We start from the raw sequence: 21202 nt of genomic DNA, 5'->3' as shown, positions 1-21202 counted from the left end.
AAAAGGACGGTCTATGTGGGAATGAAAGGTCAAAATAACAATGCTGTTTGTATTGGTGAGATTGTTTTTTAGGTAATTTTCTAACGAGTGGACGTAATGGCGTTGCTGTTGGGTTTGACTTTGGGGTTGATGTTGTTTTTGACGTTAGCAGTTCCCATGTGTAGGCGCCGTTTGTGCGGTACAGAAAATGGAAAAAGAAGGACCGCTGTTTGAGGTGTAGCAGGGGTTTCGGACAGCATGCTGTCCGCCTGCGTAACGGCATGCGCTTGCAAGCGCATGTTCCTGAGAGCAAGGCTGAAGCGAGTTTCGGGCCTTCCCATTTTTTGTACTGCACAAACGGGAACCCCCTCTAGGGGGCGACGACGCCTGGGTCGCCTTTCTTTGAATACTTACTTTGGCGACGCAAAGAAAGTATTTCGGCTGCCGGGCCGAGACCCGGCTTGTATCTACGGAGGGCAAACGTTTTTGTCAAAGTACGTCATGTAACGAGCAATACGGCATACGATGAACGCCACTAGATTCCTACCAAAAGCACGCAGGAATGACATTAATAAGATTATCCCAATGCACACAAAGCTTGAATATTCTCGCATCACAAATCTCCCAAAAGCCCCTTCACTGCAAGCAAACTGAAAGCTCCCCGGCTCTATGCTCCCTTACAAAAAAAATTCCGGAGACTACCATCATGATGCCCTTACGCCTCAGTTTCTTCCTGCTCGCCTGTTTGATCTGTCCCGCCCTCGCCAGTGCAGACGGTAAAATCGTCATCGGCCAGTCCGTAGAATTATCCGGCCAGGCCACCGGAAAAGAGAACCGCGAAGGGGCGCAACTGTATTTTGATGCGCTGAACGGCAAGGGTGGCATCCATGGAAAAAGCATAGAATTCATCAGCTATGACGACAAACGCGATCCGGCGCTAACCAAAGAAAATACCCTGAAACTCATCAATGAAGACCATGCGATAGCCCTGTTTGGCTACCGCAGCACACCTACCATAGAAGCCATACTGCCGCTGCTGGAAAAGCATTCGATCCCGCTGATTGCGCCTTTCTCCGGTGCGCAAAGCCTGCACCAGCCGCTGCATGCCCAGGTATTCAACCTGCGTGCCAGCTATCAGGATGAGGCGGCCAAGATGGTTGCTTCGCTGGCGGAACTCAAGCTCAGCAAACTGGCCATCCTGCACCAGGATGACAGCTTTGGCAAAGATGGCCTGAACGGTTTTGTCAGCAACCTGGAAAAACGCGGCATGCGTGCCGCCGCCATCGCCAAATATGACAGGAAAGAAATGAAAGTCGATGCCGCCGTTGTCAGTATCGCGGCCGCATCGCCACAGGCGGTGTTAATGGCATGTACCCCAGCCGCCTGCGCCGACTTCATACGGCAAATGCAGAAACTGGGGCAAAGACCGCAATTTTTGATGCTGTCGAACGTCAATTCTGATGATTTCTTCAAATCCCTGGGGGCAGAGGGACGTGGCATAGGCGTCATGCAGGTCATGCCTTATCCGCGTGACATAGGTATACCCGTGGTCAGAGAACTGCAAAAAGTACTGAAATCGGCCAAAAATCCTCCGCCTTTGTCCTATGCTGTACTGGAAGGTTATGTTGCTGCAAAATTAATGGCAGAAGCCTTGCGCCGTGCTGGCAATAATCCAGATTCCAAAAAGCTGCTGCAGGCGCTGGAGAACATGCGCAATGTCGATCTGGGCGGGGTGGAAGTCAGCTATGGTCCCAAGGACCATGATGGCTCACATTTTGTAGAGCTGACCATTGTTGGTAAAAATGGCATCATATTAAGATAAGCTATGCCAGTATTTCGTGAAAGCCTACTGAAAGTTTCATTTCGGTATGATCCATGTAACCCTTAGCCTATGGTCTTAACATGCATATCCGGCCTGCCCAACTGACTTTCCTGCTCTGCAGCCTGCTCGCCAGCCTGCAGGGGTTTGCCGCCAGGCCGGAAGCAGCAGAAAAGCATGAAGCAGCCACCTGCATAGTCCCGGCCAAACCCGGTGGAGGCATGGACCTGACCTGCAAGCTGGCACAGCAGGCAACCGTGAGCCAGCCCATGCAGATCAATTACCTGCCTGGCGGCGTCGGCGCTATCGCCTGGACCACCATCATTACCCAAAGAAAAGCCGAGGCGAATACCCTGGTTGCGTATTCCGGCGGCTCGCTGCTGAACCTGGCAGAAGGCAAGTTTGGCAAATCCGATGCCAGCCATGTACGCTGGGTCGCAGCTATCGGTACCGATTACGGCATGATCGCGGTACGCAAGGATTCTCCCTACAAGAATCTGCGCGAACTGATGGATGCGATCAAGAGCAAGCCCGCAAATATCGCCATCGGTGCCGGTGGCACTGTCGGCAGCCAGGACTGGTTGAAAATGGCTCAGGTTGGCAAACAGGCAGGCATAGACCCCAAGAGCATGCGCCTGGTGGCGTTTGAAGGCGGCGGCGAATCTTTCACCGCTCTGCTGGCAGACCATGTACAGGCAGTATCAGGCGATGCATCGGAAGCCAGCCTGCATGCGCGGGATGACAAGATACGTGTGCTGGCGGTGCTGTCCGATGCCCGCCTGCCCGGCCCGCTAGCGAATGTGCCTACTGCGCGCGAACAGGGTTTCGACGTGACCTGGCCCATCATACGCGGCGTCTATATGGGCCCGCAGGTCAGCGACCGCGATTACCAGAAATGGGTGGAGCATTTCCAGCAGGCGATGAACACCCCAGCCTTTGATGAACAAAGAAAAATTCACGGCCTGTTTCCTTTCGCCATGACAGGCAAGGAACTGACCGCTTACATACAGAAAGCCGTCAATAATTACCGTCTGCAGGCAAAAGAATTTGGCATGGTGCGTTAGTGCCCTGTCATGAGTAAACCCTATAACCCTTATCACTTGGTACTAAAGTACAAACAATAACAGGAGAAGACAAATGCAAACAAAAAGACTTTTCGTCAAGAGTATGATCGCACTGGCTACAGGCGGCGTGCTGCTGAGTGCGCAAACTGCGGCGCAAGCGCAGGCACCTGCCGGTTACCCCGCTGACTACAGCAAGATCGTCGATGGAGCCAAAAAAGAAGGCAAACTGGTCATCTATAGCGCGACCGACACCAAGGCCGTGGAACCGCTGATCAAGGATTTCCGCAGCATGTACCCGGACGTGCAGGTTGAATACAATGACATGAATTCCACCGAAGTGTATAACCGCTATATCTCGGAAATGGCCGCAGGCGGCAACAGCGCCGACCTGATGTGGTCATCTGCCATGGATTTGCAGACCAAGCTGGTATCTGACGGTTATGGCCTGCAATATGCATCACCAGAAATCAGCGGCATACCACAATGGGCGATCTGGAACAATTCCGCTTACGGCACAACTTTTGAACCAGCGGTCTTCGTCTATAACAAGCGCCTGGTAACAGCCGATGAAGTACCAAAAACCCATGCCGAATTTGCCAAGCTCATCAATAGCAAGCTGGATAAATTCAAGAACAAGGTCACTACCTATGACATCGAAAAATCTGGCGTAGGTTTCATGTTCATTACCCAGGACAGCCGTGAGAACAAGGAGTTCTGGGAACTGGCGAAAGCCTTTGGCAATGTCAGCGTGCGCGTGCAGTCATCTACCGGCACCATGCTGGAACGCCTGTCTTCCGGCGAGAACCTGCTCGGTTATAACATCCTCGGCTCGTATGCCCTGGTACGTGCTGCCAAAGACCCGTCGATAGGCGTGCAAATCCCTAAAGATTACACCCTGGTGCTGTCACGCGTGATGTTCATCAGCAAGGCAGCCAAGCATCCGAATGCGGCCAAGCTATGGCTGGATTACACCCTGTCCAAACGCGGCCAGACCATGATTGCGAATGAAGCCAAGCTGTATGCGATACGTGCTGACGTCAAGGGTGAAACCACTTACTCTGACCTGGCAAAGCTCATTGGTATCGGCCTCAAACCTTTGCCGGTCAACCCCATGTTGTTGCAGTATCTTGATCAAAACAAACGCCTCGCTTTCCTGAAACAATGGAAAGAAACAGCAGGTAAAAAATAAGCCTGAGGGCACCGTGCCGGTTTTAAGCTGTACGGTGCCAAACGGCTCTTCCTACGGGATATTTTCCCCGCACCGCCTGTATGGCGAACCACACTACTATTGAATCTCAACCCTTGATATTGGGCTAAGCATGAGCACCCTGAGTCTACCTCCGCGCAGCCGGTGGTCGCAATTCAACTGGCCGCGTGGCCTGGTTGTGACCCTGACGCTGCTGGCGATTTTTACGCCGCTGTCACTGATCCTGTTCCAGAGTTTTTTAAATGCCCCCTTCTTTTCGCCAGTAAAAGAACTGGGTCTGGATTCGTATCGCTTCATCTTTGATGATCCTGATTTTCGCCAGGCATTCTGGAACGGCCTGATACTGGCTTCTGGCCTGGCTGGCATTGCCGTCCCGCTCGGTGCCTTGCTAGCCTTTTTGATGATACGTACCGACTTGCCAGGCCGTAGCTGGATAGAACCAATGTTGCTGGTACCTATCTTTGTCTCACCAATGGTGATGGGTTTTGGCTATGTTGTCTCCATGGGGCCGGTGGGCTTTTATACCCTGTGGGTCAAGCAGTTGACAGGCGTTGAGCCCTGGAACATTTATTCCTTCTTCAGCATAGTCCTGATCGCTGGCCTGACGCACGTGCCTCACGTCTATCTGTATTCATCCGCTGCGCTGAAGAGCCTGGGCTCGGACGTCGAAGAAGCCGCACGGGTCGCAGGTGCCTCGCCTTTCCAGGTCGCCATGCATGTGTCCCTGCCAATGATCATGCCGGCGCTGGCCTTTGCTGCTGTGCTGGTGTTCTTCCTTGGTTTTGAAGTGTTCGGCCTGGTGCTGGTGCTGGGTGACCCTGAAGGCCATCTGGTATTGGCGACTTATTTGTACAAGCTGACCAATAAACTGGGCACACCTTCATATCACCTGATGGCGGCAGCAGCTGTATGTCTGGTCGCGGTGACCATGCCGCTGGTGATGGTACAGCGCTGGTTGTTGAAGTCAGCGAATAAATATGTATCGATCAAGGGCAAGGGTTCACGCCAAAAACCACTGCCACTGGGTAAATGGAAATGGCTGGCCTTTGCTGTTTTGGCAGCCTGGCTGATCTTCACGATCGTCTTGCCATTGTCAGGCATCGTCCTGCGTGCCTTTGTCTCTTACTGGGGTGAGGGTGTCAAACTGGCTGACGTGATCACGCTGCAGCATTTCAGGGACATACTTGAGCAACCTTCGCTGATGCGCGGTATTTTCAATACTGTGCTGATCGGTATCATCGGTGGTGCGCTGGCCGTGATTTGCTATGCCGGTATCGCCCTGGCCATGCACCGCAAACCGGATGGCATTACCCGCCTGCTTGACTATAGCGTGCTGGTACCACGTGCGATTCCTGGTCTGCTGGCTGGCCTGTCTTTCCTGTGGGTGTTCCTGTTTGTACCCAGCTGGCTGGAAGGTGGCCTGAAGGGTTTTGATAATGCCTTCTGTGTCTGGCTTATAGAAAATGTGATCCCCCAATTGCGCGCTCTGCGTTCGACCATCTTCTCGGTATGGATTGCTTATTCCGTCGTATGGATGGCCTATGGCTTGCGCCTGATTTCTACTGCTCTGCTGCAAGTTGGCCCTGAACTCGAAGAAGCAGCACGTGCCGTTGGTGCCAGCCGTGGCCAGGTCACACGGGACGTAACCCTGCCATTGGTCAAGTTTGGCTTGCTCGGTGCCTGGTTGATGGTCTTCCTGATTTTTGAACGTGAATATTCAACTGGCGTGTATCTGCTGTCACCGGGTACTGAGGTCATCGGCGCATTGATCGTTTCGCTGTGGGCGGGCGGTTCTGTTGATCTGGTAGCGGCGCTGTCCTTTATCAACATCACCCTGGTTGCCATCGGTTTGGGCCTGGCTCTGCGCTTTGGCGTGAAACTGAGTCACTGAGCCAGCCACTGATAGCGCGACAAGAACAAAACATTACATAGCCCTAAAAAATTATACGAGAGCACACTATGTCTGAATTAAGCGTACAAGATCTGACCCTGGAATATGGTTCCGGCGCGACAGCCAACCCCATTCTCAAAGGCGTATCGATGAATTTGCAGCGTGGCGAGGTTGTCGCCCTGCTGGGCCCTTCCGGCAGCGGCAAGACCACTTTGTTGCGAGCCGTGGCAGGACTGGAGTCACCCAAGACCGGCACCATCACCCTGGGTGAACGTGCCATTTTTGATGGCAGCAAAGGCCTGGAAGTACCTGCAGAACAGCGCAACCTGGGTCTGGTATTCCAGTCCTATGCGCTGTGGCCACACAAGACGGTGTTCGACAATGTCGCCTATGGCCTGAAGCTGCGCAAACTGGGCACCAGCGAAATCAATGACAAGGTCAAGGATGTACTGGGCCAACTGGGCCTGGGTCATCTGGGTGAACGTTTCCCGCATCAATTGTCAGGCGGCCAGCAACAGCGCGTGGCGATTGCCCGTGCGCTGGTATATAACCCGCCCGTCATCCTGCTGGATGAACCCCTGTCCAACCTCGATGCCAAACTGCGTGAAGAAGCGCGTGCCTTTTTGCGTGAACTGATTGTCAGGTTGAATCTGTCGGCCCTGATGGTCACCCATGACCAGGGTGAGGCGATGGCGATATCTGACCGTATCCTGTTATTGAACAATGGTGTCATAGAACAACAGGGTACGCCGCAAAGCATGTATGAAACGCCTGATACTCTGTTCACGGCTGAATTCATGGGCAGCAATAACAAGCTCAAAGGCAAGGTAGTGCAGCGCAATGGCGACACTGCGACCATCAGTGTCAATGGTGCATCATTGAAAGCCACAGTGCGTGGCAAGAATGTAGGCGAAGAAGCGACCGCCATCATCCGCCTTGAAAAAGTCAGGATCACTGACAGTCAGGCTGAGAACGCCATCAAATTGCCGCTGACGACGTGCATGTATCTCGGTGACCGCTGGGAATGCCTGTTTGGTCAGACAGAAGGCGGCTTGCGCGCGTATTCACCTTTCAAGCTGAGCCCGGGTGAGTATTATCTGCAACTGGATGCCGACAAGCTCTGGCTATACTAAAAATAACCGCTGTACAGCGCAGGAAAGCCCCACATTGTTATTCAATGTGGGGCTTTTTTACATTCAGGGCAGGAATTTTGCTCAAGACTGTATACTGAAGACTTATTTCATCTAATTTGCCCCACATGCCCTCAAGATGGCTAATTTCCGCAACCGCCTGCTAACAGTCTTTGCCATGCTGCTCTGCCCCTGGCAAGTGGCCAGTGCGGCCACGCCTGTCGCTGGACTTGTATCGCCACCCCACGGGCAAGACATCTGGTTCTGGCTGACGCTGACCCTGCTGGCACTGGCTATCATTACTGCGGCTTACACCTGGCACGTGCGCGCCCTGAAACGCCAGAAGCGGGCACTGGAAACTGAAATCAGGCTCAGGACTACGGAAATACAGGCGCAAAAAGAAGAACTCGAAAAAATCAACCAGACCTTGCTGAAAGTGAACAAGCGGCAAGAAGCGCAACAAAGCGAACTGACGCGATTTCTGGCCGTTGCCAGCCATGATCTGCGCCAGCCCATGCATGCGCTGAATCTCTATCTCGGCGCCCTGTTCAGTTTTGAACTGCCGGCCGCTGTGCGCCCTGTCGTGAACAATCTCAGAAACTGCGCACGTACCATGGATGACATGTTTGCGAATCTGCTCGACTTGTCACGGCTGGATGCGCAAATCGTCGAACCGCAATTGCAGGAATTTGCGATTGCCGAAGTACTAGGAAAACTCGATGTGGAATTCACTCCCCAGGCAATCGCCAAGAGCCTGCATTTTGAAATCCACCACAGCATGGCCATCGTCAATAGCGATGCCGACCTCGTCGAACAGATAATGCGCAACCTGATTGCCAATGCCCTGCGTTACACCCCAAAAGGCCAGGTCGTGGTCAAGTGCCTGGAGTTTGACCAGCAGTTGCAGATTGCCGTTGAAGATACCGGCATAGGTATTTCCAAACATGACCAGGAAACCATCTTTGAAGAATTCTTCCAGGTAGGGTCAGCATCTGAATCCCGACGCAGCACCGCAGGCATGGGGCTGGGCCTGGCCATCGTACAAAGACTGGTACGACTTTTGAACATCCCCATCAAATTGCAATCACAGCCTGGCCAGGGCTCGACATTTGCGATCAGCCTGCCTCTGGCTGCCAGTCAGGATGTAACAGACAAACATGGCCGCAGCAAGGCCAGCAACAGCGCTTCCCTGCTGCAAGCACTGATCGTCGTCATTGATGATGACGAGAGCATATTAACAGCCATGCGTGCCTTGCTGGAACTCTGGGATGCCCGCGTCATTACCGCCACGTCCGGCAAAGAGGCGATGGCACTATGCAGCGAAGAAATCAAGATTCCTGATTTGCTGATCTGTGATTACCGTCTTGGTTCCAATGAAAACGGCATAGACCTGATTGCCAAGCTGCGTGAAGAATTCAATCTGCAAATACCCGCCATACTCATCACAGGCAATATCTCACCACAATTGTCAGAAGCCGCCAAGGCCGCTGCATTGACACTAATGCACAAGCCCATACAGGCAGAAAACCTGCATATGAACCTCAAGCAATTACTGAGCGAGACGAAAGAGTAATAAAAAATAATAAGATACGGGTGCAAAGAATTTATATCCTGTTTACGATTTGCACCCCAGTTTTTTAGAGAATTTTTACGTCTTGGCTGCTAATCTTGTTTTGTGTCAAACAACACGAGATTACGATGAATCATCATCCCGGTCACACCTCTGAAAATTATTCAGACGTATTAAAATCCTGTAAACGCGAAAAGTTTTTATTTGAAAATCATCGCCTACGCAAAAGCGCCTATGCGCTGCAGCAACCCCTGGTCACCTACAAGACACCCGCGAAATTAATACAAAATGATTTCGTCATGCGTATCACGGTTGATACTGCCAGCATCACTGAATTACGTCATCTGATCCTCAAATCCTGTGGTGACCTGGTCTTGTTCATGCGCGTCAAACCGATAGACCATGCCAGCAAGATGAAGGTATGGTTATGCCTGAGCAAGTCCTCGGTCGATATCATCATCAGCCACATCATGCGCGCCTTGCCGCAAGCTGAATTCGGGAAAATCACACCGCTACTGGCAAGCTAATTTTGGACATGCCGACAACTTCAAATCTTTAAAGAGATCACTATGTCTATCCACGAAGGCATCTGGGTTCCACTCGTCACGCCATTTAAAAATGGCAAGCCTGAGCTCGATAAAATACAGCAACTAGCCACACAATTGATGGCTGCAGGCATACATGGTCTGGTGGTCTGTGGCACTACCGGCGAAGCGGCGACACTGAATGAGCGTGAGCAAAAACAGTTGCTGACTGCAGTGCTGGAAGTGACGAAAAATTCTTGTCCTGTACTGATGGGTATCAGCGGTAGCGATACACGTTCGCTGGCAGAAAAAGTGCATGCTTATGATGACCAGCATCTGCAGGGATTTCTGGTCAGCGCACCGTCTTATCTGCGTCCTTCGCAAGAAGGTGTGCGCCTGCATTTTGAGACCATTGCCAGAGCGACTGAGAAAGATATCGTCCTGTATAACGTCCCCGCCAGGACGGGTGTGAATATAGACCTGAGCACCGTCATCGCACTGGAAAAGCAAAAGAATATCGTGGCTATCAAAGAGAGCAGTGGCAATCTGACGCAAATGATGGGCCTGGTAAATTGCAGTCACCTGAAAGTATTATGCGGTGATGATGCCATGTTGCTCGATACACTGAGCATGGGCGGCCAGGGCGCGATTTCTGCTGCGGCACATGTGCGACCTGATCTGTTCGTGCAATTGTATGAACTCATGCGCGCTGATTATTTTCCCGAAGCACAGGCTCTGTTTGCTGAAATGCAGAATCTGATACGCCTGCTGTTTTCTGAATCCAATCCTGCACCCGTCAAGGCAGCACTGGCGATGCAGGGTCTGATACAAGAAGAACTGCGCTTGCCCATGACAGCCATGTCCCTCGCCGGAAAAATCAAACTCGCGCATGAGCTGGAAAGATTGGCAGATTTGCCTTTGCCTGTCAAAGCCAGGAGCTTGCCCGGCCCTGTTATCAACAATGTCCGTACACTGCGCATGGTGCGCTAAGCACAAAGAAATTACCTATGATCATCACTATTGCACATGGCGCGGGAGACTGCGCCAAATCCATCGTGGCCGACAATCTCGCTACCTTGCGTACACTGTCAGGTAGCAAACTCATTTTGCTTGATAACGACGCCCGTCATTCATCACTGGACTGGAACCGCGCCCGCCGCCGTACGGCAGACTGTACGCCAGTAACCGTGCGCAGAGTCAGCGGCAAAGGCATGCAGGCTGAACTGGAAAATCTGGGCTTTCATTATCAGGATATCGTCATTGATGCAGAAGCACGCGACTGCATGGGTAGCCGCAGTGCATTGCAGGCAGCCAATGTCACCATACTAGTAATAGCCCTTGATCAACTGGAGCAATTGCAAGAGCATGAATTGAGCACGCGCATAAAATCTGCTCAGGCAGAAAACCCGCGCATGCGCACCCTGGTCGTCATGAGTTGCAGCGACGTACAGGCTACCGTCGATAAAGTGAACAGGGTAAAGGATTTTGTCAATAAGCTGGACGCTGCAGAATTATTTCCCTATCCCTTATTTTGCGGTGGCAGTTTTCATCAGGCGTATCAGGATGGCTTGTCAGTCTGTGAATACCCTGCAGCCCATCCCATGACGATCAAGGCCATGCAGGCATTATCCAGCAAGGTTTTTGCCAGCCACTGAATGCAATGAAACGCCTGTTAATTGCACTGGCTTTATACAGCAGTATGACTTTGTCTGGCTTTGCTGTGCTTGCCTATATGCAGATAGAAGGCCTGAGATTGCAAATGATTTCTGGACTGGCACTGCTGATATTTGCCATCTGCATATTCATGGGAATCAAGCCAGCGAATAAAGAAACTGAACAGGGTTTTAACATCTCTATTTGTTTAGTGGCTGCGGCGTCGCTGTCTTCACTCATGCTATATCAAGCCAGCATAAATGGCTGGCTGATGGAATGCATACTGATGCTTATCTTTATAAGCTTAATACAGATATTAATTGCACTTCCGGCACTGCAGTGGGCTCGTCAAAAAAACTATGTACTGCTCTTCATCAGTTTGCAGAAGTTGATGGCCTTGATATTGGTCATGCTGGCAGTACAAGACCTGCTGTCTGGTGTACATACGCAATTTTCCACAGCCTCTCTCCATGTCAGTAATCTGCTAGGATTGCTTCTGCCATGATACTGGCGATAGTCACTGCAGATTTTGCATCAGCGACTGCAAGCTCAGCCGTCAGGCTGGCCGAGCGCCGGGCATATGCAGGCAGAGACGTGTTACTGCTAAAACAAAATTGCGAAAGAAAACAGCTTAACCAGTACCGGAAAGAAGCTGAGAATATTGCATGGTCGCGCCTGGAGATCAAGTCTGGCGCAAGACCCAGCTCTCTTTCTTCTGATGCCATGGCTACAGAGCTGATGCATGGACATGCGGACTTTAACGATATTGTGATGGATATTCCCAAGCCATTTTATGCAGATGCAGCCACTGCTTTATCCTGCTGTGATCTGTTGGTATGTCATACAGAACTGGCTACATGGAATAAAGAAAAACAGACGAAACTCTATAAATGCATCAGACTGGCACGCAGTAAAAATAAGCATTTACCAGTGTTGATCACGATAGATAAAATCGCTTGCATGCAGAACCAGAAATTTGTCAGCCAGTTGTCGCAGCAACTTTCGCAGATCAAATTTATTTACCTCGATGCAGAAAATGATATGCCGAGGACACAGCTTTACAGGGCGATCTATTTACCGTGATTGCCTTGTTCCATATTCAAAAATAAAGCCAGTTGAAAAACGAGGCCTGAGTTTTGTAGGGTGCGCCATGCGCACCATTTTTGACAAGGGAAACGGTGCGCATGGCGCACCCTACAAATTTAATCAGTACCTATTCAGAACGTCTTGCTGACTGTAACTACCAGCGCTGTCTTGCCCAGGAACTTGCCATTGGCTGGTGAAGCATAAGCCACTTCACCGGCATTGGTGCCGATGACGGCTACTGCACCTGTGACGATACCAAAGTCTTTTGTCAGGCCCAGCTTCCAGTCTGTATAACTGTAAGCGCCATTGTTCTTGACTTGCTGGTGACCGGCATGCAGGTTCAGTGTCAGACCGGTGGCCATTTCCACATTCGCACCCAGGTCCAGATAGCCACTGTTCTTACTGTCGGCAAAACCGAACAGGTTAGTCACAGAGTGTGAATATTTGGCATAAGCCGGGCCGTAAGAAAGCTGGCCATAAATTTCTGTGGTGTTCGCGCTCACAGCCAGGCCATTGGATGGATAAACATAGCTGAGTACACCGACGTCATAGCTGATGTCCTTGGCAATTTCACCGCGCTTGCCTGCATACAAATCAATTTCTACATCGCCACCACCGCCGGCATCCTTGGTCCATTTGATGGTCGAAGCCCATGTACCTGCATAAAACCCGCTGGGGTTATGGGTATAGTCAGCGCCACCCTGCAATGCTGCCTGCAGGCGTGTTTGTGAAATGCCGCGATAACGGTAGTCTGAAGTCACTGCTGCATTGAAGCTGACTTCATGTTCAGGCTTGGCATCATCTGCGCTGGCGTATCCGGCAAAAAAGACGGTGCTGATGGCTGCTGCCATGACTAGTTTTTTCATTTGAGTCCTCTCAAAAAATTATTTGCAAAATTTAAGGATGCAAAAGTCCCACCGGCAAGCAAAGGCTGCTGCCGGTTATTCAAATATTTCTATGGTTTTAGCTAGGTAAGAGCAGGCGGTAACCTATCGCCGTCTCTGTCAGCAGATAGCGCGGCTGCGCCGGATCATCTTCGAGTTTCTGCCGCAAATGCCCCATGTAGATGCGCAAGTAATGGCCGCTTTCTGAATGGCTCGGTCCCCATACTTCGCGAAGTAATTGCGGGTTGGTGACAACCCTGCCTACATTGGTGACCAGCACCATCAGCAGCCGGAATTCTGTCGGTGTCAGCTTCACCATCGCCCCGGCCTTGGTGACGAGGCGGGCTTTCATATCAACCTTGACATCACCGAACTGGACTATGCCATCCAGATTGACACCAGGCTGACGCTGACGCCGGAAAGTCGCGCGTACCCGTGCCAGTAACTCACCGACACCAAAAGGCTTGCTGAGATAATCGTCAGCACCGGCATCCAGTGCCTTGATCTTGTCTTGTTCACTGACGCGGGCAGACAAGACGATGATGGGTACGTTAGACCATTTGCGTACATCCAGGATGAAATCGATGCCGTCGCCATCTGGCAAACCCAGGTCAAGAATGATGAGATCAGGCTGGCGCGTGCCAGCATCCACCAGGCCGCGTTGCAGGTTGACAGATTCATGGACTTGCCATTCCTCCTCTTCCAGCGCATTGCGGACGAAGCGGCGGATTTGTGGCTCATCTTCCACCAGTAGTGCAACTGGCATTGCTTGGTTGCTTATATTCATTTTTTTGTTTCTGATTATTCTTCCAAGTCCGGCATCGCCGGTGGGGTACCCAGGGGCAAGGTGAAGACAAAGCAGGCTCCACCGTCAGGAGAATGTCCAGCATGCATGCTGCCTTTGTGGGCGGCGATAATGGCGCGGCAAATTGCCAGCCCCAGGCCAACACCGGGCAGGGCAGATTCGCGTTCACCACGGGTAAATTTTTCAAATACGGCTTCTTCACGCCCGGCTGGCAAACCCGGCCCATTGTCATACACCTTGGCTTCCAGCATGCTGCCATTCAGTTCTGCCGAGATAGTGATGAGAGAATTTGCTGGCGTATATTTACAGGCATTTTCCAATAAATTACACAATACCCGCTCTATCAGCACCGCATCAAAATTGACGAGCGGCAAAGCGGCTTCCAGTCTGGTCTCCACTTTATGTGTTTGCAATTGCGCACTACAGATGCGCAGGGAGGTACCGACCACTTCTTCAAAAGTCTGCCATTGCAAATTCAGTTTGACTTCACCACTTTCTATTCTTGCCATGTCGAGCAAGTTAGTCACCAGTGCGCTGAGGCGCAGGGTCTCGTCACGAAGGGCTTGCGCCATATGCAGTTGTGCATCTGCCAGCGCGGGTTTGGACATGGCCAGTGATTCCGAGATACCTACCAGCGAAGTCAGCGGCGTGCGCAAATCATGCGACAGCGCCGCCAGCAGGGAATTGCGCAGGCGTTCAGATTCCATATGGATCAGGGCATCTTGCGCGACTTCGATATAGTGCACGCGTTCGAGTGCGATTGCTGCCAGGGCGGCGAAGGTATCAAGTTGCTGCCTTTGCTCAGGGATCATGATCCAGCGACGGTTCTCTGGCTGTATCGCCAGCAAGCCACGGGTGCGCATGGGTGCCACCAGCGGCAGGTAAAAGAAGTTACTGGCCGGCAGGGTGTCCGTGCCTATGCCTGCTGCTTCTACCTTGTCGAAAGCCCATTGCGCGATACCCATGTCCAGACCACTCACTGTGTTGCTGGGTGGCAGCAAACGACCGGTATCATCAGGTAATAACAGGGTTGCCTGGGCACGGAAGGCTCTTTGTATGATGATCTGTGTGGTTTCTGAAATTTGCTCTGCCAGTAACACGCCTGACAAGTCGCGGGCGAATTCATACAACGCACGCGCACGCGACTCCCTGTGGGATGCGACTCTGGCCTGGTAACGCAAATCAGCAGTCAGGTGACCAGTAATCAACCCCACCAGCAGCATGACGGCAAAGGTCATCAAATACTGCAAATCGCTGACCGCAAAAGAAAAACGCGGTGGCACAAAAAAGAAATCGAATACAGCGATACCAACTATGGTGGAAAGTACCGAGGGGCCACGCCCAAATTTCACGGCAACCAGTACCACCGTCAATAAAAACAACATGGCGATATTGACCAGATTGAACACCTCAAATAAGGGCGTAGCAATCAGGCCGGTCGTAATACTGGCCAATACAGCATACACATAACGCCAGTGCCGTGCGGGTACGCGTGGACTGGGCAACTCGCTAGTGCTGCCAGATACCGCATTTTTTTCATTCTCATTATCTGTCGCTGCAGCCCGGCTGTTGCCAACTTCGATCAAGTCCAGGTCTGGTGCATAGGCGGCGATATCATTCAGATGCGTCGTTTGATGCCATGCAAATCGCCATTTGCTTGCTTTACTCCGTCCCAGGACGATGCGTGAAAAATTATGACTATGCGCATAATCCACGATAGCCAGGGCAATATCTTTGCCGGTCAACACGGCGGTTACCGCACCCAGGTCTTGTGCCAGCTTCAGGGTTTTCAAAATGCGTTCACGCTGCGCCGATGGCAGCCTTTGCAATTGCGGCGTCTCTACATACACTGCATGCCATTCTGCATTCATCTGGCTGGCCAGGCGGGCGGCACTGCGTACCAGGTGGTCGGCATCACCATGTGGCCCTAGACAGGCCAGCAGAGCGGCATCAGTCTTCCAGATCGTACCGATGGACTTTTCTATGCGATAGGCTTGTACATCATCTTCTACCCTGTCGGCGGTGCGGCGCAGGGCCAGCTCGCGCAGGGCGATCAGATTGCCTTTACGGAAAAAATTCTTGGCAGCGCGTTCTGCCTGTTGCAGCTTATAGACGCGGCCAGACTTGAGCCTGGCCAGCAATTCGTCAGCCGGGATATCCACCAGTACGACTTCATCTGCTTCATCAAACACCTTGTCGGGCAAAGTTTCATTGACGCGTATGCCAGTGATGCCACCGACCACATCATTCAGGCTTTCCAGATGCTGGACATTGACGGTGGTGTACACATCGATACCGGCACTCAGCAATTCATCCACATCTTGCCAGCGTTTGGGATGGCGTGAACCGGCAGCATTCGAATGTGCAAGTTCATCCATCAGTATCAATGGCGGGTGGCGCTCCAGCGCGGTGTCTATGTCAAATTCACAGAGGGTCTTGTCACGGTAGGCTATCGCCTTGGGTGGCAAGACTTCCAGTCCTTCGACCAGGGCTGCGGTTTCGTCACGGCCATGGGTTTCTATGACGCCGACTAATACCTGCTGGCCCTCGGCCACCAGCTTGCGGGCGGCAGTCAGCATGGCGTAGGTCTTGCCCACGCCAGCAGACGCACCGAAATAGATACGCAGCTTGCCACGCGTGGCCCTGCGTTCTTGCTCCTGCACGTGGGCAAGCAAGACATCAGGGTCAGGGCGTTGTTCGCTATTGGTGGCCATATCGGTTTTTTTTACTTCTTATCTTGAATTATTTACTCAGCTTGTCCAGTGCCAGATTCAAAGCCAGCACATTGACCCTGGCCTCACCCAGCAAACCCAGCGTGGGCTGTTGCGCCAACTGGTCTATGATAGCCTTGACTTGCGACTCTTGCACCTTGCGTTCGCGTGCCACCCTGGCCAGTTGGTAGTTGGCAGCCGCCAGGCTGATTTCAGGATCAAGGCCACTGGCCGATGCGGTCACCAAATCAACAGGGATTTTTGCAGTATTGCCAGGGTCAGCCGCTTTCAATGCCTCAACCCTGCCTTTGATGGCATCAATTTGCGCCACATTGGTAGGGCCAAAATTGGAGCCGCTGGATGCGCCCGCATTATTTGGCATAGGGCCAGTGGCAGATGGCCTGCCCCAAAAATATTTTGGTGAAGAAAAAGACTGGCCTATCAGGGAAGACCCGACAGTCTTGCCATCCTGTACGACCAGGCTGCCTTCTGCCTGATTGCTAAAAATAACTTTACCCAGGCCTGTCATCGCATAGGGGTAGATGACACCAACAACCAGTGTCAAGCCGGCGAGCAGGACGATGGCGGGACGAAAAATTGAACTACCAGCGTCATTGTTTGTAATAGTACTCATGATGATTCCTTATTGAGCGATATAAATTCAGGCAAGATGCAACACAGCCAGGATGACATCAATGAGCTTGATGCCAACAAAAGGCAAGATGATGCCACCCAGGCCATAGATCAGCAGGTTGCGACGCAACAGCAGCGATGCACCGATGGCACGGTATTTCACACCCTTCAAAGCCAGTGGGATCAGGAAAACGATGATCAGGGCATTGAAGATCACCGCAGACATGATGGCCGATGACGGACTGGTCAAGTGCATGATATCCAGCGCCTTGAGCTGTGGATAAGTGGCGACAAAGGCAGCCGGGATAATCGCAAAATACTTGGCAATATCATTCGCAATCGAGAACGTCGTCAACGAACCGCGTGTCATCAGCATCTGTTTGCCTATTTCAACGATTTCCAGCAACTTGGTAGGGTTGGAATCCAGATCGACCATATTGCCGGCCTCTTTTGCAGCCTGCGTGCCGGATGCCATGGCTACTGCAACGTCAGCCTGCGCCAGTGCTGGTGCATCATTGGTACCGTCACCCGTCATGGCAACCAGGCGGCCTTCAGCCTGGTAACTGCGTATCAGCTTGAGCTTGTCTTCTGGCGTGGCCTCCGCCAAAAAGTCATCGACACCGGCCTCGGCAGCAATCGCCGCTGCAGTCAGCTTGTTGTCACCGGTAATCATGATGGTCTTGATACCCATGCGGCGCAGCTCGGCAAACCTTTCCTTGATGCCGCCCTTGACGATATCTTTGAGCTCTATCGCACCCATGACCTTGCCATCATCGACGACCACCAATGGGGTGCTGCCACGGCGTGAAATGTCATCAACAGTTTTGCTGAGTTCAGCAGGGAAGGGGCGGCCAAGGGATTCAACGAATTTCTTGACTGAATCTGCTGCGCCTTTGCGTATCTGGCGGTTGCCAATATCGACACCACTCATGCGGGTTTGGGCCGTGAATTGCACGAAAGTCGCATTCAGGCTGGCCATTTCACGTTCACGCAGGTTATAGCGCTGTTTGGCGAAGATAACGATGCTGCGGCCTTCTGGTGTTTCATCAGCCAGTGAAGCCAGTTGGGCAGAGTCTGCCAATTGTGGCAGGGTTACGCCAGGTGCAGGGAAAAAGTCAGATGCCTGGCGGTTGCCGAGAGTGATTGTGCCGGTCTTATCCAGCATCAGCACATCAACGTCACCGGCAGCCTCAACCGCACGGCCAGATGTGGCGATGACATTCGCCTGCATCATGCGGCTCATGCCAGCCACACCAATCGCAGACAGCAAGCCGCCTATGGTGGTGGGAATCAGGCAAACCAGCAAAGCGATCAACACCGTGATGGAGATAGGGGCAGAAGCAAAACCCGCTGCCTTGGCGGCATCAACGCTGAACAGCGAGAAAGGCAGCAAAGTCACGGTCACCACCAGGAAGATAATGGTCAGGGCCACCAGTAAAATGGTCAGGGCAACTTCATTCGGGGTCTTTTGACGTTTGGCACCTTCTACCATGGCAATCATGCGGTCGATGAAGGCTTCACCAGGGTTGGATGTCACCCGCATTACCAGCCAGTCAGACAAGACGCGGGTACCACCAGTGACGGCAGAAAAGTCACCGCCAGATTCACGTATCACAGGAGCGGACTCACCGGTGATGGCGCTTTCATCCACCGTCGCCACACCTTCTATGACTTCGCCATCGATAGGGATAACGTCATTGGCCTCGACCAGAACCACATCGCCCTTGCGCAAATCATTGGCCTGTGCTGGCAGCCAGGTGGTGCCGTGTTTTGGTATCGCCAGTTTTTTTGCCATCACGGTTTGCTTCAATGCGCGCAGGGAAGCGGCCTGGGCCTTGCTGCGGCCTTCTGCCAGTGCTTCGGCAAAATTGGCGAACAGGACGGTGAACCATAACCAGATGGAAATGGCGAGGATAAAGCCAGGGCTGGCTTCGCCCTGACCCATCAGGGATTGCACGAACAGCATGCTGGTGATGATGCTGCCGACATACACGACAAACATCACCGGGCTGCGCAATTGCGTGCGCGGGCTGAGTTTTTTGAATGAATCGATGACAGCAGGCATGATCAGGCTGCTATCAAATAGCGACAAGCGTGGCTTGCCGCTGGATGTGGCGTCGCCAGCTTGTCCAGCGCCAGGTTTGGCGGCTGTATTGACTTTGCTGTCTATCGACTTTTGTACACTGGTACTAGACATGTTAATCCCCTTAAACTACTGGCGGGTCTGAATGAAAGCGCATTCCAGATGCGGCTGTCACTCAGACTGCTTAAATTAATTCGTGCGTTATTTCGCGATCAGTTGCAGATGTTCAACCACTGGTCCCAAGGCCAGGGCAGGCACATAATTGAGCACACTGATGAGCACCACCGTACCAACCAGCAAGGCAATGAACATGGGACCATGGGTGGGCATGGTGCCGGCATTGGCTTCCAGCCTTTTCTTGCCTGCCAGTGAACCGGCTATCGCCAGCACAGGCACGATCATGGCAAAGCGGCCAAACCACATGGCGATCGCCAGCATGATGTTGTAGAAGGGCGTATTCGCACTCAAGCCGGCAAAGGCGCTGCCATTGTTGTTGGCAGCAGAAGTGAAGGCATACAGCACTTCAGAAAAACCATGGGCACCTGGATTCAAAATACCGGCCTTGCCTGCCTCCGACATGACCGCGATGGCTGTGCCAGCCAGCACCAATACCGGTGTTACCAGGATGGCGATGGAAGTCATCTTCATTTCAAATGCCTGGATTTTCTTGCCCAGGTATTCTGGAGTGCGGCCTATCATCAGGCCAGCGATAAACACGGCCAATATCGCGAAGATCAACATGCCGTACAGGCCACTGCCTACGCCACCAAACACCACTTCACCAAACTGCATGAGTACGATAGGTACCAGGCCGCCGATAGGCATGAGGGAATCATGCATGGCGTTCACTGCACCGCAGGACGCTGCCGTCGTCACGGCCACAAACAGGCTGGAGGCGCTGATGCCGAAACGGGTTTCCTTGCCTTCCATATTGCCACCGGCTTGCAGGGCTGAAGTAGCCTGGTCGATATTCATGGAAGCAAGCACCGGGTGAGTCTGCTGCTCAGACAACATCACTGTCAGCGTCATTGCCACGAACAAGACCGTCATTGCCGTCAATACCGCCCAACCCTGGCGCATATCACCGACCATGTGGCCAAAAGCAAAACATAGCGCAGCAGGTATCAGGAAGATGGCGATCATCTGCATGAAATTGCTCAGGTAACTGGGGTTTTCATAAGGATGAGCCGAATTGGCATTGAAAAAGCCACCACCATTGGTGCCCAGCATCTTGATCGCTTCTTGCGAAGCCACCGGGCCCATGGGCAGGGTTTGGGTAGTCGCCGTCAGGGTTTCCATGACGGGTGCTCCCTTGTCATCTTTCAAAGCTTGCGCATCAGGCCCCAGTTTGGGCTGGCTATAAGTGACAGGATCAATCAACTGCACATCTTTATAGCCAGAGAAATTCTGGATCACGCCCTGGCCCATGAGGAAGACGGCAAATATCACCGACAATGGCAACAGCAGGTACAGGGTGGAACGAGTGATATCAGTCCAGAAATTACCTATGGATGTGGCTGAATGACGGGAAAAACCGCGTATCAGCGCAAACACAACTGCTATGCCGGTCGCTGCGGAAAAGAAGTTTTGCCCAGCCAGCACCAGCATCTGGGTCAGGTAACTCATGGTTGCTTCACCGGTATAGCCTTGCCAGTTGGTATTGGCGACAAAGCTGACCGCGGTATTGAAGGATGAATCCATGCTGACATTCGCCATGTTTTGCGGATTCAAAGGCAGCCAGACTTGCAGGCGTTGCACTGCATACACCAGCAATGCGCCCAGGGTATTAAACACCAGCAAGGCGACAGCAAATTGCTTCCAGCCCATACCTGCTTCTGCTTTAACGCCTGCGACACGGTACAAGCCTTTTTCCAGCCAGCGCAACCAGCCCATGCCAGGTACTGTGGCCTTGTCATCCGCTATCCTGGCGATGTAGCGACCCAAAGGATAAGACAAGAGCAGTAGCACACCAAGAAACAATACCAATAAAACAATTGCTTGCGTAGTCATCACAGCTCCTCGGCATTCAACAAGGCTGCGATCAGATAGACGAACAGGGCGGCAGCCACCACCGTGCCCAGGATGTAGAAGGGATTCATGCTTTTGCTCCCAAAGTGTCGCAGGCCAGCACCAAAGCCCAGATCAGCAGGAAGAACATTCCCA

The 21202-nt window shown here is 52.4% G+C and carries 18 protein-coding genes; 11 read left to right on the top strand and 7 right to left on the bottom strand.

The features are described from left to right. Positions 1 to 685 precede the first annotated feature (685 nt). The 11 genes from ACO0LN_RS04580 to ACO0LN_RS04530 all read left to right on the top strand — a co-directional run bounded on the left by ACO0LN_RS04580 (position 686) and on the right by ACO0LN_RS04530 (position 11920). On the top strand, positions 686 to 1801 hold the full coding sequence (locus ACO0LN_RS04580) for an ABC transporter substrate-binding protein (protein WP_422971407.1): 1116 nt from the start codon (positions 686 to 688) through the stop codon (positions 1799 to 1801). An 80-nt stretch (positions 1802 to 1881) separates the two neighbouring features. After that, entirely contained in the window at positions 1882 to 2862 is a 981-nt protein-coding gene (locus tag ACO0LN_RS04575; protein ID WP_422971405.1) for a Bug family tripartite tricarboxylate transporter substrate binding protein, read from the top strand. A gap of 103 nt (positions 2863 to 2965) precedes the next feature. Then, positions 2966 to 4051 carry an ABC transporter substrate-binding protein gene (locus tag ACO0LN_RS04570; protein WP_422971875.1) on the top strand — a complete coding sequence of 362 codons (1086 nt, stop codon included), beginning with the start codon at positions 2966 to 2968 and terminating at the stop codon, positions 4049 to 4051. Between the two features lie 130 nt (positions 4052 to 4181). Continuing rightward, positions 4182 to 5960 (top strand): ABC transporter permease, encoded by a 1779-nt coding sequence (locus tag ACO0LN_RS04565; RefSeq protein WP_422971403.1) that lies wholly within the window; start codon positions 4182 to 4184, stop codon positions 5958 to 5960. Positions 5961 to 6028: 68 nt separating this feature from the next. Continuing rightward, positions 6029 to 7093, top strand: coding sequence for an ABC transporter ATP-binding protein (locus ACO0LN_RS04560; protein ID WP_422971401.1), 1065 nt, complete (start codon positions 6029 to 6031; stop codon positions 7091 to 7093). A gap of 136 nt (positions 7094 to 7229) precedes the next feature. Next, positions 7230 to 8663, top strand: coding sequence for a hybrid sensor histidine kinase/response regulator (locus tag ACO0LN_RS04555; RefSeq protein WP_422971399.1), 1434 nt, complete (start codon positions 7230 to 7232; stop codon positions 8661 to 8663). 125 nt (positions 8664 to 8788) lie between these two features. Continuing rightward, entirely contained in the window at positions 8789 to 9187 is a 399-nt protein-coding gene (locus tag ACO0LN_RS04550) for a hypothetical protein (RefSeq protein ID WP_422971397.1), read from the top strand. A gap of 42 nt (positions 9188 to 9229) precedes the next feature. Beyond that, a complete protein-coding gene (gene dapA, locus ACO0LN_RS04545; RefSeq protein ID WP_422971395.1) occupies positions 9230 to 10174 on the top strand; it encodes a 4-hydroxy-tetrahydrodipicolinate synthase in 945 nt (314 codons plus the stop codon). 17 nt (positions 10175 to 10191) lie between these two features. Beyond that, on the top strand, positions 10192 to 10839 hold the full coding sequence (locus tag ACO0LN_RS04540; RefSeq protein WP_162061479.1) for a hypothetical protein: 648 nt from the start codon (positions 10192 to 10194) through the stop codon (positions 10837 to 10839). A 50-nt stretch (positions 10840 to 10889) separates the two neighbouring features. Next, positions 10890 to 11342, top strand: a complete 453-nt coding sequence (locus tag ACO0LN_RS04535) for a hypothetical protein (protein WP_422971393.1) — start codon at positions 10890 to 10892, stop codon at positions 11340 to 11342. Continuing rightward, positions 11339 to 11920: a hypothetical protein gene (locus ACO0LN_RS04530; RefSeq protein ID WP_422971391.1), complete on the top strand. Its 582-nt coding sequence runs from the start codon at positions 11339 to 11341 to the stop codon at positions 11918 to 11920. Before ACO0LN_RS04535 ends, ACO0LN_RS04530 begins: the two co-directional genes overlap by 4 nt. Before the next feature lie 134 nt (positions 11921 to 12054). Here the strand turns inward: ACO0LN_RS04530 and ACO0LN_RS04525 are convergent, their stop codons facing one another. The 7 genes from ACO0LN_RS04525 to kdpF form a co-directional block, all read right to left on the bottom strand. Next, entirely contained in the window at positions 12055 to 12789 is a 735-nt protein-coding gene (locus ACO0LN_RS04525) for a TorF family putative porin (protein ID WP_422971389.1), read from the bottom strand. Positions 12790 to 12886: 97 nt separating this feature from the next. Continuing rightward, positions 12887 to 13573: a two-component system response regulator KdpE gene (gene kdpE, locus ACO0LN_RS04520; RefSeq protein ID WP_422971387.1), complete on the bottom strand. Its 687-nt coding sequence runs from the start codon at positions 13571 to 13573 to the stop codon at positions 12887 to 12889. 35 nt (positions 13574 to 13608) lie between these two features. After that, positions 13609 to 16326, bottom strand: coding sequence for a two-component system sensor histidine kinase KdpD (gene kdpD, locus ACO0LN_RS04515; RefSeq protein ID WP_422971385.1), 2718 nt, complete (start codon positions 16324 to 16326; stop codon positions 13609 to 13611). Between the two features lie 28 nt (positions 16327 to 16354). Next, the gene (gene kdpC, locus ACO0LN_RS04510; RefSeq protein WP_422971383.1) at positions 16355 to 16957 is read right to left on the bottom strand and encodes a potassium-transporting ATPase subunit KdpC; all 603 of its coding nucleotides are present in this window, start codon (positions 16955 to 16957) and stop codon (positions 16355 to 16357) included. A 27-nt stretch (positions 16958 to 16984) separates the two neighbouring features. Next, on the bottom strand, positions 16985 to 19153 hold the full coding sequence (gene kdpB, locus ACO0LN_RS04505; protein ID WP_422971381.1) for a potassium-transporting ATPase subunit KdpB: 2169 nt from the start codon (positions 19151 to 19153) through the stop codon (positions 16985 to 16987). 87 nt (positions 19154 to 19240) lie between these two features. Next, on the bottom strand, positions 19241 to 21049 hold the full coding sequence (gene kdpA, locus ACO0LN_RS04500; protein WP_422971379.1) for a potassium-transporting ATPase subunit KdpA: 1809 nt from the start codon (positions 21047 to 21049) through the stop codon (positions 19241 to 19243). Further along, positions 21049 to 21138 carry a K(+)-transporting ATPase subunit F gene (gene kdpF, locus ACO0LN_RS04495; protein ID WP_110254457.1) on the bottom strand — a complete coding sequence of 30 codons (90 nt, stop codon included), beginning with the start codon at positions 21136 to 21138 and terminating at the stop codon, positions 21049 to 21051. Before kdpF ends, kdpA begins: the two co-directional genes overlap by 1 nt. Positions 21139 to 21202: the final 64 nt, after the last annotated feature.

This window comes from Undibacterium sp. TC9W, assembly GCF_049339865.1.
Taxonomy (GTDB): Bacteria; Pseudomonadota; Gammaproteobacteria; order Burkholderiales; family Burkholderiaceae_D; genus Undibacterium.
This window is presented reverse-complemented; position numbering and strand designations above follow the sequence as displayed.

What these genes read in the sequence shown, in the direction of transcription:
- ACO0LN_RS04580 (WP_422971407.1), top strand. Translation starts at nt 686, where the DNA reads ATGATGCCCTTACGCCTCAGTTTCTTCCTGCTCGCCTGTTTGATCTGT.
- ACO0LN_RS04575 (WP_422971405.1), top strand. Translation starts at nt 1,882, where the DNA reads ATGCATATCCGGCCTGCCCAACTGACTTTCCTGCTCTGCAGCCTGCTC.
- ACO0LN_RS04570 (WP_422971875.1), top strand. Translation starts at nt 2,966, where the DNA reads ATGATCGCACTGGCTACAGGCGGCGTGCTGCTGAGTGCGCAAACTGCG.
- ACO0LN_RS04565 (WP_422971403.1), top strand. Translation starts at nt 4,182, where the DNA reads ATGAGCACCCTGAGTCTACCTCCGCGCAGCCGGTGGTCGCAATTCAAC.
- ACO0LN_RS04560 (WP_422971401.1), top strand. Translation starts at nt 6,029, where the DNA reads ATGTCTGAATTAAGCGTACAAGATCTGACCCTGGAATATGGTTCCGGC.
- ACO0LN_RS04555 (WP_422971399.1), top strand. Translation starts at nt 7,230, where the DNA reads ATGGCTAATTTCCGCAACCGCCTGCTAACAGTCTTTGCCATGCTGCTC.
- ACO0LN_RS04550 (WP_422971397.1), top strand. Translation starts at nt 8,789, where the DNA reads ATGAATCATCATCCCGGTCACACCTCTGAAAATTATTCAGACGTATTA.
- dapA (WP_422971395.1), top strand. Translation starts at nt 9,230, where the DNA reads ATGTCTATCCACGAAGGCATCTGGGTTCCACTCGTCACGCCATTTAAA.
- ACO0LN_RS04540 (WP_162061479.1), top strand. Translation starts at nt 10,192, where the DNA reads ATGATCATCACTATTGCACATGGCGCGGGAGACTGCGCCAAATCCATC.
- ACO0LN_RS04530 (WP_422971391.1), top strand. Translation starts at nt 11,339, where the DNA reads ATGATACTGGCGATAGTCACTGCAGATTTTGCATCAGCGACTGCAAGC.
- ACO0LN_RS04525 (WP_422971389.1), bottom strand. Translation starts at nt 12,789, where the DNA reads ATGAAAAAACTAGTCATGGCAGCAGCCATCAGCACCGTCTTTTTTGCC.
- kdpE (WP_422971387.1), bottom strand. Translation starts at nt 13,573, where the DNA reads ATGCCAGTTGCACTACTGGTGGAAGATGAGCCACAAATCCGCCGCTTC.
- kdpD (WP_422971385.1), bottom strand. Translation starts at nt 16,326, where the DNA reads ATGGCCACCAATAGCGAACAACGCCCTGACCCTGATGTCTTGCTTGCC.
- kdpC (WP_422971383.1), bottom strand. Translation starts at nt 16,957, where the DNA reads ATGAGTACTATTACAAACAATGACGCTGGTAGTTCAATTTTTCGTCCC.
- kdpB (WP_422971381.1), bottom strand. Translation starts at nt 19,153, where the DNA reads ATGTCTAGTACCAGTGTACAAAAGTCGATAGACAGCAAAGTCAATACA.
- kdpA (WP_422971379.1), bottom strand. Translation starts at nt 21,049, where the DNA reads ATGACTACGCAAGCAATTGTTTTATTGGTATTGTTTCTTGGTGTGCTA.
- kdpF (WP_110254457.1), bottom strand. Translation starts at nt 21,138, where the DNA reads ATGAATCCCTTCTACATCCTGGGCACGGTGGTGGCTGCCGCCCTGTTC.